This window comes from Stenotrophomonas sp. SY1 (genome assembly GCF_021202945.1).
Classification (GTDB): domain Bacteria; phylum Pseudomonadota; class Gammaproteobacteria; order Xanthomonadales; family Xanthomonadaceae; genus Stenotrophomonas.
Map to the genome: position 1 here is coordinate 769,534 of NZ_JAJOYR010000001.1, position 16,655 is coordinate 786,188.

Annotated in this window: 12 protein-coding genes; 9 read left to right on the top strand and 3 right to left on the bottom strand. The window is 66.4% G+C overall.

The features are described 5' to 3' along the window. The first annotated feature begins 153 nt into the window (after window positions 1-153). The 5 genes from LR961_RS02995 to LR961_RS03015 all read left to right on the top strand — a co-directional run bounded on the left by LR961_RS02995 (window position 154) and on the right by LR961_RS03015 (window position 5,122). Window positions 154-2,106 (top strand): hypothetical protein, encoded by a 1,953-nt coding sequence (locus tag LR961_RS02995; RefSeq protein ID WP_232146938.1) that lies wholly within the window; start codon window positions 154-156, stop codon window positions 2,104-2,106. A 29-nt stretch (window positions 2,107-2,135) separates the two neighbouring features. Next, window positions 2,136-2,585: a GNAT family N-acetyltransferase gene (locus tag LR961_RS03000; protein ID WP_232146939.1), complete on the top strand. Its 450-nt coding sequence runs from the start codon at window positions 2,136-2,138 to the stop codon at window positions 2,583-2,585. Between the two features lie 121 nt (window positions 2,586-2,706). Next, window positions 2,707-4,002, top strand: coding sequence for a histidine kinase (locus tag LR961_RS03005; RefSeq protein ID WP_232146940.1), 1,296 nt, complete (start codon window positions 2,707-2,709; stop codon window positions 4,000-4,002). Then, the gene (locus LR961_RS03010; RefSeq protein ID WP_232146941.1) at window positions 3,992-4,765 is read left to right on the top strand and encodes a LytTR family DNA-binding domain-containing protein; all 774 of its coding nucleotides are present in this window, start codon (window positions 3,992-3,994) and stop codon (window positions 4,763-4,765) included. The genes LR961_RS03005 and LR961_RS03010 overlap by 11 nt, the downstream gene beginning before the upstream one ends. Before the next feature lie 27 nt (window positions 4,766-4,792). Next, window positions 4,793-5,122: a hypothetical protein gene (locus LR961_RS03015; protein ID WP_232146942.1), complete on the top strand. Its 330-nt coding sequence runs from the start codon at window positions 4,793-4,795 to the stop codon at window positions 5,120-5,122. Window positions 5,123-5,246: 124 nt separating this feature from the next. Here LR961_RS03015 and LR961_RS03020 read toward each other — a convergent pair whose 3' ends face one another. Then, entirely contained in the window at window positions 5,247-5,849 is a 603-nt protein-coding gene (locus LR961_RS03020) for a hypothetical protein (protein WP_332311010.1), read from the bottom strand. 332 nt (window positions 5,850-6,181) lie between these two features. Here LR961_RS03020 and LR961_RS03025 point away from each other — a divergent pair, with 332 nt between their 5' ends. Next, window positions 6,182-7,102 carry an oxygenase MpaB family protein gene (locus LR961_RS03025; protein WP_232146943.1) on the top strand — a complete coding sequence of 307 codons (921 nt, stop codon included), beginning with the start codon at window positions 6,182-6,184 and terminating at the stop codon, window positions 7,100-7,102. Between the two features lie 245 nt (window positions 7,103-7,347). Here the strand turns inward: LR961_RS03025 and LR961_RS03030 are convergent, their stop codons facing one another. Beyond that, on the bottom strand, window positions 7,348-9,450 hold the full coding sequence (locus tag LR961_RS03030; protein WP_232146944.1) for a M13 family metallopeptidase: 2,103 nt from the start codon (window positions 9,448-9,450) through the stop codon (window positions 7,348-7,350). Window positions 9,451-9,754: 304 nt separating this feature from the next. Here LR961_RS03030 and LR961_RS03035 point away from each other — a divergent pair, with 304 nt between their 5' ends. Next, entirely contained in the window at window positions 9,755-12,700 is a 2,946-nt protein-coding gene (locus tag LR961_RS03035) for an EAL domain-containing protein (RefSeq protein WP_232146945.1), read from the top strand. Window positions 12,701-12,905: 205 nt separating this feature from the next. Here the strand turns inward: LR961_RS03035 and LR961_RS03040 are convergent, their stop codons facing one another. Continuing rightward, entirely contained in the window at window positions 12,906-13,802 is an 897-nt protein-coding gene (locus LR961_RS03040; RefSeq protein WP_232146946.1) for a LysR family transcriptional regulator, read from the bottom strand. Between the two features lie 122 nt (window positions 13,803-13,924). On the opposite strand from LR961_RS03040, the gene LR961_RS03045 reads away from it, so the two are divergent. Next, window positions 13,925-14,716, top strand: coding sequence for a class III extradiol ring-cleavage dioxygenase (locus LR961_RS03045; RefSeq protein ID WP_232146947.1), 792 nt, complete (start codon window positions 13,925-13,927; stop codon window positions 14,714-14,716). A 224-nt stretch (window positions 14,717-14,940) separates the two neighbouring features. Beyond that, on the top strand, window positions 14,941-16,590 hold the full coding sequence (locus tag LR961_RS03050) for a Na+/H+ antiporter (RefSeq protein WP_232146948.1): 1,650 nt from the start codon (window positions 14,941-14,943) through the stop codon (window positions 16,588-16,590). The last annotated feature ends 65 nt before the right edge of the window (window positions 16,591-16,655 follow it).

Sequence of the window (16,655 nt, forward strand, 5' to 3'; positions counted from 1 at the left end):
CGTCAACGGGAGAGGGGTGAGGGCAGGGCGCAGAGCGCCCTCTGCCATTGATTCTTTTCCCACTACCCCAATTCTGTTCCCAGGCTTCAACGCACCAAGGGAACACGGATGGCATGTATCGGCAGATGGAAGCGCGCAGGGTGGCTGCTCGCAATGAGCAGCGCAGGATGGGCCAACGCTGCGACGTTGCCGCCGAACTGGCAGATCCTGCCAGTCTCACCGGATGTGGTTGAAGACGGTCTTCCCACCGCGCTGCGTTCGCCGCAGCTGGGCAAGGAAGGCAAGCGCCTGCCACAGGTGCAGATGGTGGTGGACCTTCCTTTCGCCCAGGTATTGCCGCTGGTGCAGACGGCACTGAAGCCGGTCGGTACGTTTAGCGGCGAACTGGGCAGCAACCAGGTCGCCCGCATCGACCAGGGCTGGGGCGACGTGCTGTTGGCGCGCAGGCCCGAGCTGGTACGCGACTACCTTCGCCAGTACGAGTTGCCGACATTGCAGCAATACGTCAGCGAGGGCGCCCTGCTCGACACGGAAATCCCGGGGCGCCTGGCGCGGCTGGAACGTCAATTCCGCTTCGAAGGCCGAGGTGAGCGCATGCCGGCGTTGCAGGGCGCATTTAGCTACTGGACCGGCAGCTCCGAGCAGCGCTATGGCGCGCTGGGCCGCAGCAAGAGCACGGTCCATGTCCGCGTGACCCAGCTGGATGCGGTGATGGGGCGCCCGGCCACGGCGGTCACGCTGTGGCGCACGGATGATTGGCCCAACCCCGGCGGCGGCATCGTGGGGCAGGTGCGTGCGCTGGCCGACGCCAACATTTTCAGCAGCGGTCCGCAGACGCGGATCCAGCGCAACAGCGTGCCGCAACCGGTGTTCAACCCTGTGTTCGAGGCATTGAGCGCGCAGCCCGGTGCGCGGTTGCGCATTGGTGCGGGCGCGCTGGATTGGATCGCCCCACCCAAGCCGGTGGCCGCGATCATCGAGCCGCAACGAAAGGCCCCCGATGCCGATGCAGCGACCATCCCGGCGCAACGCATGCTGCGCATCGAGCGGGTGATGGCACTGCAGACGTTCGAGGCCGATGACATGCAGATACTGGCCGATGGCAGCGCACTGCTGGTGCAGAACCATCCGTTCAAGCTGATGCGCTGGTCGCCTGCTGACGGCGACACGCCGCGCACCCTGTGGACCGCTCCGCAGCCGAGTGTGAGCCGCTGGATGTTGTCGGCCGACGCACGTGGCCAGGTGGCGCATCTGCTGGTGGATGGGCAGGTGATGCGCTACGAGCTGGCCCATCCGGCGCTGGTCACCCACCCGCTGGCATTCGACCAGAAGGGCGTGCTCGGCGACAGCTATGTGCGTTACTTCCACGACGGCAATGGTGTGCCGCTGGCCTATCGACGCGACTATGCGGGCAAGCGGGATACCTTGCAGGTGTGGGCACCGGTCGCGTCGGCCGCAGACGAGGGCGCGCGCTGGGACTACAGGCTTCAGTTCGCCGCGCCACGGCAGCACGTGATGCGCGGCGACTTCCCCGGCAACGCACAGGTCAAGCCGGTGCAATGGGATGGCCCGACGGCCAATCGGTGGATCGAGGATGTGTTCGGCCTCAGCGAGCTGGATGCAGCTACCGGGCGCGTGCTGCGGGTGCTGCCATTGCCGCGCCGCTTCGGCAACGTGGATGCGTTCGACGATATCGGCATGGCGCAATGGACGCCGCCGCCGTTCGGTTCCATCAACGGGCGCTGGATCGCGGTCGGCTTCGTGTTGATGGACGGGGAGCGCCGCAACCCCGGCATGCATGTGGTGGACATGGACAGCGGCAAGCTGCGCTACTCCTTGACCATGCCCGGCCGGGATTCGCTCACCGTGGCCGCCGGTTCGCTGGACGGTCGCCTGCTGGCATTGGGCAGCGCCGGTGGTGACAAGGCTGCGGTGCTGTGGAACCTGGACACGGGCCGTTCGCTCACCCTGCAGGCCAACCGCGAAACCTGCGAAGAGCTGCGCCAGCTGCAATGGAGTGCGGACGGCAGGCGCCTGTGGGGGCGTTGCGTCAACGCGCTGGTGCAATGGGAGCTGCCCGCGGCCTGGCAGTCGCGGCAGGAATGAGCCCGCAGATCACTTCCGGAAGCCAAACGATGACTTTCACTGTCCGCCCCGCCAATGCCAGCGATGTCGAGGCTCTGTTCGACATCCGTACCAGCGTCACCCAGAACCACCTTTCGCGCGAACAGATGGCGCAGATGGGCATCGATGCCGAAACGTTGACGGCGATGTTGTCGGCCGGGCCGTGTGCCTGGCTGGCCGAAGTGGAGGGCCTGCCGGTGGCGTTCTCGATGATCGACCTGGATGACGCCTGCCTGTTCGCGGTGTTCGTCCGGCCCGGCCACGAAGGGCGGGGATTGGGCAGCGCGGTACTGGCACCGGCCGAGGCTGCCCTGTTCGCGCAGCACGCACGCATCTGGTTGAGCACCGACGGGCGCGAGGAAATCCGTGCCAACGGCTTCTACCGGCGGCACGGCTGGCAGGTGGTGGCACAACTGCAGGACGGCGACGTGCGCTACGAGAAAGCCCATCCGTCCAACTGACCGGGCCGGCGCCCGGAATCCCCGGTTTGGTCGCCGCCAGCCGGGTTTCGTCGCATCACGCTTGCGCCATTGACGGCGGCGCCTATCCTCGACGCCAGTTCCCCAGCCCGCAGGCCTGACCATGTTTGCCAGCCTCTTCCTCGGTTTCCGCATTCTCCTGGCGTGGGCCTTGACGCTTGTGGCTGCCGGCTTCCTCTGGAGCGGCCTGTTCAGTGGCATGGACGAGCCGCCGGGCTGGATCTTCGGCCTGCTGGCGATGACCCTGATGGTGTTCAACCTCAGCGCCATTGCCGGCCATGTGCGCCGGGTGTCGCTGATCGCCGACCGCCTGGACACGCAGACCCTGGGCAACCGCCACCGGCGCCAGGTGGAGCTGCCGCTGGATGCCGCTACCGCCTTCACTCTGCTGGAGCAGGTGATCGGCCAGATGCCGCGCCTTGAGGGGCTGGAGCGTTCGGCCGGCACCCTGCAACTGCGCGCCACCCAGCGCCGCGCCGATCCGTTTGGCGACCGCCCGCCGTCGCGCTGGAACCTGCTGGCGCGGCTGGCGATCAAGCGCAATCAGATCACCGCACGGGTCACCCCGGGCACCGACACCAGCAGCGTGACCTTGTTGTTCGAGCCCGATGCCGGTGCCTGGGTGGACCTGCTGCTGCTGGACGAGGGCAGCAATTTCGAGAACGCCGAGGCGGTGACGCATGCACTCAGCGGCAAGGTTGCCGAGCAGCGCCGTTCCGAACGTGAGCAGGCCGCGCGCACCGAAGCGGAGAAGGAACTCAGCGTGGCCCGCCTCAACCTGCTGCACGCGCAGGTCGAACCGCACTTCCTCTACAACACGCTGGCCAACGCCCAGGTGCTGACCCGCGCCGACCCGGTGCGGGCCGAGCAGATGCTGGGGCACCTAATCCAGTACCTGCGCAGCTCGTTGCCGGGCATCGATCAGTCGGTGTCCACGCTGGGCCAGGAACTGGAGCGCGTGCAGGCCTACCTGGAAATCCTGCGCATCCGCATGGGCGCCCGGCTGGCGCTGCAGATCGATGTACCCGAAGCCCTGCATCACGTCGCCTTGCCATCGATGGCGCTGCAGACGCTGGTCGAGAACGCGATCAAGCATGGCCTGGAACCCAAGGCCGGCGGTGGCACCGTGTGGGTGCTGGCACGCGAACTGGATGGTCAGGTCACCATCACCGTGGCCGACGATGGCCAGGGCATGGCCACCAGCACCACCGGCACCGGCATTGGCCTGAAGAACCTGCGCGAGCGCCTGCGCCTTACCTGCGGTGAACACGCTGGCGTGGCGCTGGTATCCAATTTCCCCAGCGGCATGGCCGCCACCATCAGCCTGCCGTGGAAAGCTCCCGAGCGGCCGAACGTGGTTGCCGTCCCACCGATTCCGGAGTTGCCCCGTGCAGGTTGAAGCGCTCATCGCCGAAGACGAACCGCTGCTGCGCGAAGCCCTGCTCAAGCAGTTGCAGCGGTTGTGGCCGGAACTGAAGGTCGTGGCCGAATGCGAAGACGGTGCCGCCGCGCTGGAGGCACTGGAAACGCATCAACCGGACCTGGCGTTTCTGGACATCCGCATGCCCGGCATCACCGGCATCGACGTGGCGCGTGCGCTGCAGAGCGTGAGCCCACGCACCCAGGTGGTGTTCGTCACCGCCTACGACCAGTACGCCATCGATGCGTTCGAGCAGGGCGCGGTGGATTACCTGCTCAAGCCGGTCACCGATGAGCGCCTGCTGGCCACCCGCCAACGCGTGCTTGCCCGTCGTCAGGCCGGCATGCCCGATGCAGCGGTGCTGGAACGGCTGCTGCGGCAACTGGGGCAGCAGCCGACCACACCGCAGACCGCGCCGCCGCTGGCCTGGATCACTGCCAGCAACGGCCGTGAGACGCGCCTGGTGATGCTGGACGATGTGCTGTATTTCCGCGCCGACAGCAAATACACCTCGGTGGTCACCGCGCACGAGGAACTGCTGCTGCGCAGTTCACTGCGCGAGCTTGCGGCGGCGCTGGACCCGCAGAACTTCCGCCAGATCCACCGCGCCACCATCGTCAACATGAAGGCGGTGGCCTCGGTCAGCCGCGAGGACACCGGGCGCGGGGTGCTGCGGCTCAAGGGTCGCGACGAGACGCTGGTGGTCAGCCAACCTTTCATGAGTCTGTTTCGCGGCATGTGATGCCGCCCGGTTACCTGGAGAATCGCCATGCATTACCTGACCGTCCTGCTCGGCAGCCTGCTGTCGATGCTGGGTATCCAAGAGTCGCCGGGACAGACCTCGGTCACCCGCATCAGTGGCGACGAACAGTTGCTCAGCCGCACCACCGTTTCCTCGGGCGTGGCGCGCTTCCAGTGCCTGCAAAGCGACAGCGGCAAGTGCGTCTACCACGTCTACCGCGAAAGCTGTCGCAGCGGCCAGGACAAGGCGGTGTGCGAGCGCCAGGCGCTGGCCGACTTCTCGCTGCTGGTGGGCCGCACGCGCGACATGGACGGCTTGCCGGCCGGATTCGGGCAGCAGGTGTTGCTGCGCAGATGAAAACGCCGCGACGAGCGCGGCGGGAGGAACAGATCAGAGACGTGAGGCTCAACCTGCCTGTGCTTCAGCCCTTCTCCCGCCTGCGGGAGAAGGGCGTACTGCTCGCATCAGCTGTGCAGTTGCCTCAGAACGCCGGCTGCAGGCGCAGCCCGTCATCACCGATGTGGTTGAGCTTGCCTACCAGTTCGGAGTGCTGCCGCATGCGTCCGAGCTCGCGCATGATGCGTATGTCCTCGTGGCGCAGTTCGCGGTTGGCGGTGACCGCCTGCTTGTAATCGAGCACTTCCGGATAGTGCTCGGCCATGTCCAGCGCTTCGGCAACCTCGTCCACGCTGTCGGCGTCGGAGCTGATCCGGGCGCGACTGTTGAAGGCCTTCATCCAGCGCTCGAAGCCGGCGGTGTGGTCGAACATGTTGGCCATGAACCAGATCACGAACAGGATCGACACCCACGAGCCGAACACGATCACCACGCGGGTGAAGGTGATGTGGAAGTCATCGCGCCACAGATAGTTGGTGATTAAGCCAAGAATCAACAGCGATGACGCCTGCCACAGCACGATGGACGCCATCAGCCACTGGCATTTGGCCTTGTTCAGCACCGCCACCTCGTCGCGTATCTGCTGATCGCTCAGGTTCTTCCAGTGCTCAACCTGTTTTTCGAACGGGCTGCGGTACAGCTCGTTGTCCTGCAACAACAATCCCAAACCTTTGAACAACGCGATCATGGTGAGCTCCTTGCAGTAACGATCTGGAACGAGCGACGGATGCAGCGTGGAACGGTCAGGCACTTGCAGTTCTAGCACTTTCAGGCGGCTTGGCAATGGGGGCAGGCAATGAGGTACAGCCTCGTGGCTCACGCAGCGTTGATGTCGATCTGCGGATTTTGCGATGCAGCATCACGCAAGTGCTGGAAAGAAAAATTGAAATCGACGCGACATGCTGCATGCGCACACATGAGGCAGGGCGGGGCCTCGGGGGCTGGCGGCTGGGGGCGGCAGGTTGCCTGTCGTTGCCGGGGGAGGGTCAGTTGCGCGGTGCCGGCGCTAGGATATGCCCCATGCCGCTACTGTCCCGACGTGTTTCCACCGCTGCCACTGCCCAGATCGGACGCTGGGTGCTGGAGGCCTTCCCCCGCAACCAGAGTGGCGTGGATTACGACTTGCCGCGCGATGATCCCGGCTGGTTCGGCCCGGACAGCGTCACCTGGCGCATTCATTCCGAGTTCCCCGGCATGCTTGCCGGCGGCCTGTGCGCGCTGATGTTGCAGCTGCTGCATCCACGCGCGCTTGCTGGCGTCTATGACCACTCCAACTTCCGCCAGGATCTGGTCGGGCGCCTGCGCCGCACCACCAGCTTCGTTGCGGCCACCAGTTATGCACCGGCTGCGGCGGTGGAAGCGGTGATCGAACGCGTTCGTCGCATTCACGCGCAGGTGGTTGGCCAACTGCCGGACGGCACCGCCTACGCCGCCGATGATCCGGAATTGCTGACCTGGGTGCATGTCACCGAGGCGTATGGCTTCCTGGAAGGCTGCCGGCGCTATTGCCGCGAGATTCCCACCGCCATCGCCGACCGCTATTACGACGAGTATCGGCGTGTGGCCGAGGCGCTGGGCGCACGTGCGGTGCCGGCCAGCCAGGCGCAGGTGCTGGCCTACTTCGAGGCGCAGCAACCGCAGCTGTGCATGGATGCACGTTCGCGTGAAGTGCTGGACGTGCTCAGTGCGGTGCGCCTGCCGGTGCCGCTGCCGGGTGTGTCGCGCGACATGTTCCTGGCTGCCGGTGCCGCACTGTTGCCGGCCTGGGCCGAGCAGATGATCGGTCGCAGTCGTGGTCAGCACCTGCAATCGGTGGTGGCCGCGCGCGTGTTGCGCAGCGTGGCGCCGTTGTTCCGGATCGCGTTGAACGATGGGATTTCCACACGCGCCTGCCGCAGGGTGGGGGAAGACCCGAAGATCCTGATGCAGTGGCCTGTGTGAGGGTGTAGGCAGAAGCAGAAGCAGAAGCTACCCCTCGCCAGCCCTCCCCTGCGCCAGGGCGCAAGGGAGGGAGCAAGAGCGCTTTCGCTGCAATCGGGCAGATCGCGCATGACCACTCCCTCCCTTGCGCCTCTGGCGCAGGGGAGGGCTGGGGAGGGGTAACGCTCCTCGTGCATTCCCACCGCAGCAGCAAAGAAAACGGGCGCTTTCGCGCCCGTTTTCATTCCAACCTTCAAACCAATCCGTTACCAGACCTTGACCCGCTTCTCCGGCGCCAGGTACAGCTTCTGCCCGTCCTTGACCTCGAACGCGGGGTACCACGCGTCCAGGTTGCGCACGGTCAGCGTGCGGAACTGCCCCGGGGCATGCACGTTGGTCAGCAGCGAGTTGCGCAGTGCCTGTTCCCGGGCCTTGCTGCGCCAAGCCTGGGCAAAGCCGAGGAAGAAGCGCTGGTCCGGCGTGAAGCCTTCCAGGGTCTGTTCCTGCTTGCCCTGCAACGACAGGCGATAGGCGTCATAGGCGGTGGCCAGGCCGGCGACGTCGGCGATGTTCTCGCCCAGGGTCAGGCGGCCATTGACGTGTACGCCCGGGAACGGCTCGTAGCTGTTGAACTGTGCGGCCAGCGCATCACCGGCGGCGTTGAACTGCTTCAGGTCCTCGGCCGTCCACCAGTTGTGCAGCTTGCCGGTCTCGTCGAACAGCGCACCGGCGTTGTCGAAGCCGTGGCTGATCTCGTGGCCGATCACCGCACCGATGGCGCCGTAGTTGATCGCATCATCGGCAGCACCGTCGAAGAACGGCGGCTGCAGGATCGCGGCCGGGAACACCAGGCGGTTTTCCAGCGGCACGTTCATCGCGTTGATGGTCTGCGGCAGCATCGCCCATTCGCTGTGGTCCACCGGCTGGCCGAGCTTGGCCACGTTGCGCTGGTACTCGAACGCCGCCGCGCGCTGGGCGTTGCCCAGGGCATCGTCACGCTTGATTTCCAGCGCGCTGTAATCACGCCATTTGCTCGGGTAACCCATGTCCACCTTCAGCCCGGCGATCTTGGCCTTGGCGTGGGCCTTGGTTTCCGGCGACATCCACTCCAGCGCGTCGATGCGCTTGGCGAAGGCGGCGATGATGTTCTTGGCCATCTCGTCGGCGCGGGCCTTGGTGGCCGCATCGAAATGACGCTCGACGTAGATCTTGCCGACCGCTTCGCCGACAGCACTGTTGGTCTCGGCGACGCCGCGCTTCCAACGCTCGCTCTGCTGCGGGGTGCCGCTCATGGCGGTGCCGTGGAAGCCGAAGTGCGCATCGGCGAAGGCTTTGGGCAGATAGGGTGCGGCTTCATCCAGTGCGTGGAAGGCCAGGTAGTCCTTCCACACGTCCAGCGGCTCGCTGGCCACCAGTTTGGACAGGCCGGCCACGGCCTTGGGCTGCCACACGATGAAGTCCTGCTGCGCGCCCAGCTTGGCGCCGTCGAGGAACGCTGCCCAGTCCATGCCCGGCGCCTTGGCGCTCAGGTCGGCCTGCTTCCAGGCGTTGGCGCCCTTCTGCACGTCGTTGGTTTCTTCCTGGGTGGCGTGGCTGCGGGCGATCCTGGTTTCCAGCGCGACGATCCGCGCGGCCTTGGCGGCGGCGTCGCTGTCGCCGGACAACTCCAGCAGCTTGCTCACATAGCCTTCATAGGCCTTGCGCAGCTCGGCCATGCGGCCGTCCTGCAGATAGAAGTCGCGGTCGGGCATGCCCAGGCCGCCCTGCACCAGATACGGCGCGTTGCGGTCCGGCTGCATCAGGTCCACCGATACCCAGACGCCGAACAGGTGCGGGGTATAGAAGTTGGTGGCGTTGAGCAGGTCCACGTCGGCACGTACGGTGGCGCCCAGCGCCTTGGCCAGCGCCTGCTTGTCGGCGATGCCGGCGATGGCCTGCAACTGCGGCTGCAGCGGTGCGGTGCCGCGGGCTTCGATGCCGGCCTCGTCCATATAGGCGGCGTAGTAGTCGCCGATCTTCCGCGCCTGGGCGTCGCTGGCCTTGCCGGCGTCTTCCAGGATCGCGCGGGTGTCGAGCAGGGTCTTCTCGGCGATCAGGTTGAAGCTGCCGTAGTTGGAGCGGTCGGCCGGGATCTCGGTGCGCTTGACCCATTCACCATTGGCGAAGTCGAAGAAGTTGTCACCGGCGGCCACGCTGCGGTCCATGCCGGTGGCATCGAAACCAAAGCTGCCCAGCTGCGGCTTGGCGGCGGCCGTGGCGGCCGGTGCCTGTGCATCGGTGGGGGCCGGTTGCGGTGCCTGCTTGTCGCAGCCGCCGAGTGCAAGTGCGGTGCCGATCGCCAGCACCAGAAGGGGACGTTGCAGAGCCATGCGGGTTTCCAGATGAAGGGACCGGCCAAGTCTAGACCCGAGGCCCGGCGCATGCAGATACCAATCTTGGCACTTGACCGGCGCCTGGCCACCGGGGCCTGAAGAAAGTGCGGCTGCGCTCTTCACGCCAGTGGGCTTGTGCTGCATGCTGTGCCAGGTTCGCTGCATGTGGTGTCTGGGGAGGCGCTTGCAGAGCGGCGCACGGGTTGTTCGTGTGCGGTCGTCACCTGCCGGGCCCCCTGCTGCCAACGTACATGGATCAACCAATGCTCGCCTGTCCCTCATTGATGTGCTGGAAACTGAGATGAACCGGTTGCCCGCCCATCCTTTGCGCGTGCTGGTCATTGCCGGCACGGTGGTGGCGGTGATGCTGGCGGTGGCATTGACGATGATGCTGTGGAACGACCGCAGCAGCCGTATCGAAGCAGCGCAGCGGCAGAGCATGGCACTGGCCAATGGCAGTGATCGCCTGCTGCGTGCGCAGCTGATCACCCTGGAACGCGCGCTGCGCGGTACCGCCAACGATGGCCGCGAGTTCTACCGGCGCGTGCCGGACCAAGCGGTGGAGCTGTTGCAGGCCAATATCCGTGGCGTGCTCGAGCGCAACCATGACCTGGCATCGATCACCCTGGTCAACGGCCAGGGCCAGCCGCTGTCGGAAGGTACCGGTGACCCGACCCTGCACAGCTGGGTGGTAGCTCCCAACCGCGTGCTCAGCGGCGAGCTGTACATCGGCCCGCTGGAGAAGTTGCCCGGCGAGCACTGGGTGGTGCGCACGGCGGTGCCGATGCAGCCGGACCAGTGGTTGCTGGGACGGGTGCGGCTTGGCACCTTCCAGGAAGTGGTCAGCGGCCTGGACCTGGGCCGCGATGGGGCCGCTTCGATCGGCAACCGCTTCGGCCAGATCCTGGCCCACAGCCGCGATCCGGGCGGCCTGGTGGGCAAGCAGCTCACCAATCCCGCCTCGATCCCGCCGCCTTCAAGCAAGGTGCTGGCGCGTGGCATCAGCGCCAGCCCGGTGGACAACCAGCTGCGCATCAGCGCGATCAGCGTGCCGCCGGACTATCCGCTGACCTTGTTCGCCGCGTTGTCCTACCAGGAAGTGATGGCGCGCTGGTATGTGTTCCTGTACGCCGGCATCGGCATCTTCGTGCTCTACCTGATCGGCTTTGTCTGCCTGCTGCGCGGGGTGGCCCGCAGCGCCGCCCATCAGCAGCGCATGGGCGAGCAGCTGCAGGCTGGCGCAGCCGAGCTGGCCCTGGCGCATGAAGTAGGCAAGGTCGGCACCTGGTCGCTGCATGGCAGCGTTCCTACTTTGCATTGGTCCGGGCTGACCCAGCAGATGCTGGGCCTGACCGGGCGCGCCTCGCCACTGGAGGTGTTCCTGACGCGGGTGCACGAGGACGACCGCGCCTGGCTGCGGGTCATGCTCGAACGCGCCCGGCAGGGCAAGGGCGCGCTCAATGCGATGTTCCGCCTGTGCATGCGTGACGGCTCACTGCGCTGGTTGTCCGCCCGTGGCGACCTGGTGGACAGTGCCGGGCAGTCGCCGCGCCTGGCCGGTGCGGTGGTGGACATCAGCGAGCGCGTGCAGACCGAGGCGCGTGTGGTGGAAGCCGAGCGCCAGTTCCGCCTGGTGTTCGATCGCAACCCGGCACCGTTCTGGATCTTCGACCTGGTGACGCTGCGCTTTCTGGAAGTGAACCAGGCCGCGGTGGAGCAGTACGGCTACAGCCGCGAAGAATTCCTGACCATGTCGATCCTGGACGTGCGCCCCAGCGAGGACTGGGAGCTGCTGCGCAACGGTGTGGACGATTTTGCCAATGGCGGCCCCGCGCTGCAGCTGGTACGCCGTCATCGGCGCAAGGACGGCAGCGTGTTCCAGGCGGTGGCGCATGTGGCGCGGCTGGAGTTCGCCGGCCACGATGCCTGCCTGGTGCTGGCCGAAGATGTCAGCCAGCGCCTGCGCTACGAGAACGAACTGGCCTACCGCGCCAGCCACCATCCGGGCACCGGCCTGCTGACCGCGCGTGCGCTGTCCGAGCGGCTCGACGGCGAACGCGGCTACACCATCATCCACGTGCAGCTGCGCGGCCTGCAGATGATTGCCGACACCCTGGGCCGCGAGGCCGGCGAGGAAGCGCTGCGTTCGGTGGCAGTGCGGCTGGGTGGGCTGGCCAGCCGTTACGGCCTGCTGGCGCACCAGCCGGCCGAAGACTTCGTGCTGGCGGTGGAGAACCCCGACGACGCCCAGCTGGCGCTGGATGCCTTGCTTGAAGCCGTCGCCGAACCGGTGCGCGGCCACGACACCTTCCATCAGCTGGAAGCACGGGTCGGTGTCGCCAGTTGTCCGGCCGACGGTGATACCGCCGAGCTGGTGCTCGGCCGCGCCGCGCAGGCAGCCCATGCCGCGCGCGAAGACGGCGTGCCGGTGGCGCGTTTCACGCCGGCCATGGCCGCCCGTTACACCGAGCGCCTGCAACTGGCCGGGCGCATCCACATGGCCATCGACAGCGACGAATTCGAGCTGCATTTCCAGCCGATCCGGCATGCGGCCGACGGCACTCCGGCGGCGCTGGAGGCACTGTTGCGCTGGCCGCAGACCGACGGCAGCCAGATTCCGCCGGGCGACTATATCCAGCTGTGCGAGGACACCGGCCTGATCATCGCGCTCGGCCGTTGGGTGTTGCGCGCGGCAGCACAGGCGCAGCGGCAGTTGGTCGCTGCGGGCTGGGACAACCTGCCGATCGCGGTGAACGTGTCGGCGGTGCAGTTCTTCAACACCGACCTGGCCGGCGAGTTCACCCGCGTGCTGGAGGAGTTCGGCCTGCGCCGTGGCGCATTGCAGCTGGAGCTGACCGAAAGCAGCCTGATGCGTAATCCGGCCCAGGCGTTGCAGGCCATGCAGCGCCTGCATGAGAAGGGCATCAGCATTTCGCTGGATGACTTCGGCACCGGCTTCTCGTCGATGTCCTACCTTCAGCACCTGCCGTTGGATTCGCTGAAGATCGACCGCAGCTTCGTGGCCGATGTGGAGAGCAACCCGCGCAATGCCGCCATCTGCCGGGCGTTGTTGTCGCTGGGCCACAGCATGGGGTTGTCGGTGATCGCCGAAGGCGTGGAGACAGAGGGCCAGCAGCGCTGGTTGGCCGCGCACGGTTGCGACCAGGTGCAGGGCTATCTGCTGGGCCGGCCGATGGCGCTGGACGAACTGCTGATGGAACTGGCCCTCACCCGCAGCATGGAGTGAGGCGAAGCGCCTTGCTGGAACCGCGCCCGCCGTGACGGCGGTGCAGTGCCTGTCGATGCCCTGCCGCGAACGGCAGGCAGGACGTCGGCAAGGCCGAGAACCCAGCGCCGCTGCGGACGGGCAAACCCGTCACCACATGCGGTGGGTTGTTTCGAAGCCCAGGGAATTCCGCTGTGCTGCATCCCGGCTTACCGCTGCCCATATTTCACGGGCTTTGCGGCGGCTCCAGCTGCTCCACCAGGTAATCGATGAAGCTCCGTACCTTCGGTGCCAGGTGGCTGCGGTTGGGATAGACCGCGTAGATGCCGATGGCGGGAGTCTCCCAATCCGGCAGGACCGGCATCAGCCGGCCATCGGCCAGTGCGTCGCCGATGATGAAATCCGGCTGCAGGGCAATGCCCATGCCGGCGATGGCCGCTTCACGCAGCACCTCGCCGTTGTTGGCGCGCATGCACGACACCACGTTGACTTCCACCGGGCCTTGGGCACCTTGCAGTACCACGCTGTCACCGTTGGCGGCGTAGCTGTAGGACAGGAAGTCATGCTCGGCCAGTGCCTGCGGGGTGGCCGGCACGCCGCGCCGTGACAGGTAGGAGGGCGCCGCGCACAGCTGGACACGGGACTGCGCCAGCAGCCGTGCGATCAGCTGTGGTGCCGGCTGGCGGGTGATGCGGATGGCCAGGTCGTAGCCTTCCTCGACCATGTCCACCAGGCGGTCGGACAAGGACAGGTCCAGCTCCACCTGCGGGTAACGTGCGTGGTAGCCGGGCAGCAGCGGTGCAAGCCGGGCGATGCCGTAACTGACCGGCGCGTTGATGCGCAACCGTCCGGACGGTTGCAGTGCCTGCGCTCCGACCGAGGCTTCCAGGTCATCGAATTCGGCCAGCAGCTGCACGCAGCGCTGGTAGTAGGCCGCGCCGGTGCTGGTCGGGCTGACCCGCCGCGTGGTGCGGTTGAGCAGGCGCGTGGACAGGCGCTTCTCGAGCGCGGCGATCTGCCGGGTGACCGCCGCGGTGGACAGGTCCAGGGCCTCGGCCGCCGCGCTGAAGCCGTTGCGTTCGACCACCGCCACAAACACCCGCATGGCATCAATCGTGTCCATTGTTCCGCCCTGCGTAATAAACCGAAGCGTCTGATCCTATTTTTCGCCCCAGCCATGCGCAATACCCTGATGGCGTTTCCAGAACCCGTGAAATTTCGTTGTCCCCTCAGTTGGAGCCTGTGATGACCCGCCTGCCTTCCTTGTTCATTTCCCATGGTTCGCCGATGACCGCCCTGGAACCCGGGCAGATCGGCCCGCGCCTGGCCGAACTGGCGGCCGGCCTGGAGCGCCCGCGCGCCATCGTGATGGCCTCCGCGCACTGGCTGGGCCGGGCGCCGCAGGTGTCGAGCACGGCCACGCCGGAAACCATCCACGATTTCGGCGGCTTCCCGGATGCGCTGTACCAGCTGCAGTATCCGGCCCCGGGTGCGCCGGCGCTGGCCCAGGATGTCGCCGCGCGGCTGGCCGCAGCCGGTCTGCAACCGAGCATCGATCCGCGGCGCGGGCTGGACCACGGTGCCTGGGTGCCGCTGCGTTATCTGTACCCGCAGGCCGACATTCCGGTGCTGCAGGTGTCGATCCAGCCGCAGCTCGGCCCGGACCACCAGTTCGCGATGGGCCGTGCGCTGGCGCCATTGCGCGAGCAGGGCGTGTTGCTGATCGGCTCGGGCAGCATCACCCACAACCTGCACGACTGGCGCAATTACCAGCAGGGCAAGGAAGCGCCGTACGTGCGCCCCTTCATCGAGTGGGTGGAGCGCAAGCTGGAGGCCGACGATGTGCCGGCGCTGTTCGACTATCGCCAGCAGGCCCCCTTTGCCGCGCAGGCCCATCCCACCGATGAACATCTGCTGCCGCTGTACTTCGCGATGGGCGCGGCCGGTTCCGGACAGCTCGGCGCGCAACGCATCGATGCCGGCATCGACATGGGCTTTCTGGCGATGGACATCTATCGGTTTGACGGCAGCCAGTGAGACGCGCAGGCCGAGCCAAGGCCGCTTCAATACTTTCAGCCGTCATTTCCGCCAGCACGGGAACGACGGCTGAAACAGAACAGCACGTGGGCAGTCGGTTGCATTTCACGTCAGGTCATCATCGGCATGTTCAGCTTGCCGTGGTAATTTTTACGCGTTTGATACATCCGTCGTAGCCAGCGCCGGCAGCCAGACTGTCGTGGTGGTGATTCCGTGGAACGGGCATGCACACGATCGAAGTTGTCCTGGCCATGCTGGTGGCCGTTGTCGCCAGTGGTTATCTGGTAAGAATCCTGCCCTTCTCACTGCCGCTGCCCCTGGTGCAGATCGGCCTGGGGGCGTTGATTGCCGGCGTGTTCAACCGCGGCCACGCGCTCGAGCCGGACATGTTCTTCCTGCTGTTCCTGCCGCCGCTGCTGTTCCTGGATGGCTGGCGCATTCCCAAGCAGGGCCTGTTCCGCGACAAGGGCGCGATCCTGGAACTGGCCTTCGGCCTGGTGGTGTTCACCGTGGTCGGCGCCGGCCTGCTGATTCACTGGATGATTCCGGCCATGCCACTGGCGGTGGCGTTTGCCTTGGCGGCGATCATTTCGCCGACCGATCCGGTGGCGGTTGGTGCGATTGCCTCGCGTGCACCGATACCCAAGCGACTGATGCACATCCTGGAGGGCGAGTCACTGCTCAACGATGCATCGGGCCTGGTGTGTTTCCGCTTCGCGGTAGCGGCGGTGATGACCGGCAGTTTCTCGCTGGCCGACGCATCGCTGACCTTCCTGTGGGTGGCGTTCGCCGGGCTCGCCATCGGCGTGGCGGTGACCTGGGGCGTGTCCACGTTCCAACGCTGGTTGTGGCATGGCTTTGGCGAGGAGCCCGGTGCCGCGCTGCTGGTCAATCTGCTGATTCCCTTCGCCGCCTATCTGATGGCCGAAGAGCTGCATGCCTCGGGCATCCTCGCCGCGGTGGCGGCGGGCATCACCATGAGCTACGTCGAGCTGACCGGCCGCATCAGCGGCAGCATGCGCGTGCAGCGTGCGGCGGTGTGGAACACGGTGCAGTTCAGCTTCAATGGCATCATCTTCGTGCTGCTGGGCGAGCAGTTGCCGGGCATCGTCGAACGCGCCATCGACACGATGCAGGAGACCGGCCGCCACAGCCCGTGGTGGCTGCTGGTGTACGTGCTGGCGGTCAACGCGATGCTGGTGGTGCTGCGCCTGATCTGGGTGTGGCTGTCACTGCGTTGGAACCTGCTGCGTGCTCGCATGCGCGGTGACCAGGGCGGGGCGGCGGTGACCTCGTGGCGGGTGGTGCTGGCGATGTCGGTGGCCGGCGTGCGCGGTGCCATCACCCTGGCCGGCGTGCTGACGCTGCCATTGATGATCCCTGGCGGCGAGCCGTTCCCGGCGCGTGACCTGGTGATCTTCCTGGCCGCGGCGGTGATCCTGGTGTCGTTGATTGCAGCCAGCCTGTTGCTGCCGCGCCTGCTCAAAGGCCTGGAACTGCCGCCGGATGAAGGCGGGCGGCGCGAGGAAGACCGTGCGCGTCGTGCGTCCTCGCGTGCCGCATTGGCGGCGGTGGAGAAGGCCCGCCAGCAGTTGGTGGATGGCCAGACCACCACCAATGTGCAGCTTTACAACGACGCCGCCGCACGGGTGAGCCTGCTGTACCAGCGCAACCTGGAGCGCGGGCAGGGCCCGGACGAAGACCCGGACAAGGTCAAACGCATGGAGCAGGCGTACCGCAGCCTGCGTTCGGCCGGGCTCAACGCAGAGCGCGAGGAGTTGTTCCGCCTGACCCGGCACGGCCAGATATCCGATGAGGTATCGCGCAAGCTGATCCGCAATCTGGACCTGCTGGAAAGCCGACAGCGCGATTGATGTGTTGTTGGGGGTCTTTGGCTGGAAGCTTGCCTTCAAGCCAGAAGCTTCCCCTCACCACAACC

Excerpts from the sequence above, each read along its gene's own strand:
- LR961_RS03000 (WP_232146939.1), top strand. The coding sequence starts at position 2,136 with ATGACTTTCACTGTCCGCCCCGCCAATGCCAGCGATGTCGAGGCTCTG.
- LR961_RS02995 (WP_232146938.1), top strand. The coding sequence starts at position 154 with ATGAGCAGCGCAGGATGGGCCAACGCTGCGACGTTGCCGCCGAACTGG.
- LR961_RS03030 (WP_232146944.1), bottom strand. The coding sequence starts at position 9,450 with ATGGCTCTGCAACGTCCCCTTCTGGTGCTGGCGATCGGCACCGCACTT.
- LR961_RS03005 (WP_232146940.1), top strand. The coding sequence starts at position 2,707 with ATGTTTGCCAGCCTCTTCCTCGGTTTCCGCATTCTCCTGGCGTGGGCC.
- LR961_RS03040 (WP_232146946.1), bottom strand. The coding sequence starts at position 13,802 with ATGGACACGATTGATGCCATGCGGGTGTTTGTGGCGGTGGTCGAACGC.
- LR961_RS03035 (WP_232146945.1), top strand. The coding sequence starts at position 9,755 with ATGAACCGGTTGCCCGCCCATCCTTTGCGCGTGCTGGTCATTGCCGGC.
- LR961_RS03025 (WP_232146943.1), top strand. The coding sequence starts at position 6,182 with ATGCCGCTACTGTCCCGACGTGTTTCCACCGCTGCCACTGCCCAGATC.
- LR961_RS03020 (WP_332311010.1), bottom strand. The coding sequence starts at position 5,849 with ATGATCGCGTTGTTCAAAGGTTTGGGATTGTTGTTGCAGGACAACGAG.
- LR961_RS03045 (WP_232146947.1), top strand. The coding sequence starts at position 13,925 with ATGACCCGCCTGCCTTCCTTGTTCATTTCCCATGGTTCGCCGATGACC.
- LR961_RS03050 (WP_232146948.1), top strand. The coding sequence starts at position 14,941 with ATGCACACGATCGAAGTTGTCCTGGCCATGCTGGTGGCCGTTGTCGCC.
- LR961_RS03015 (WP_232146942.1), top strand. The coding sequence starts at position 4,793 with ATGCATTACCTGACCGTCCTGCTCGGCAGCCTGCTGTCGATGCTGGGT.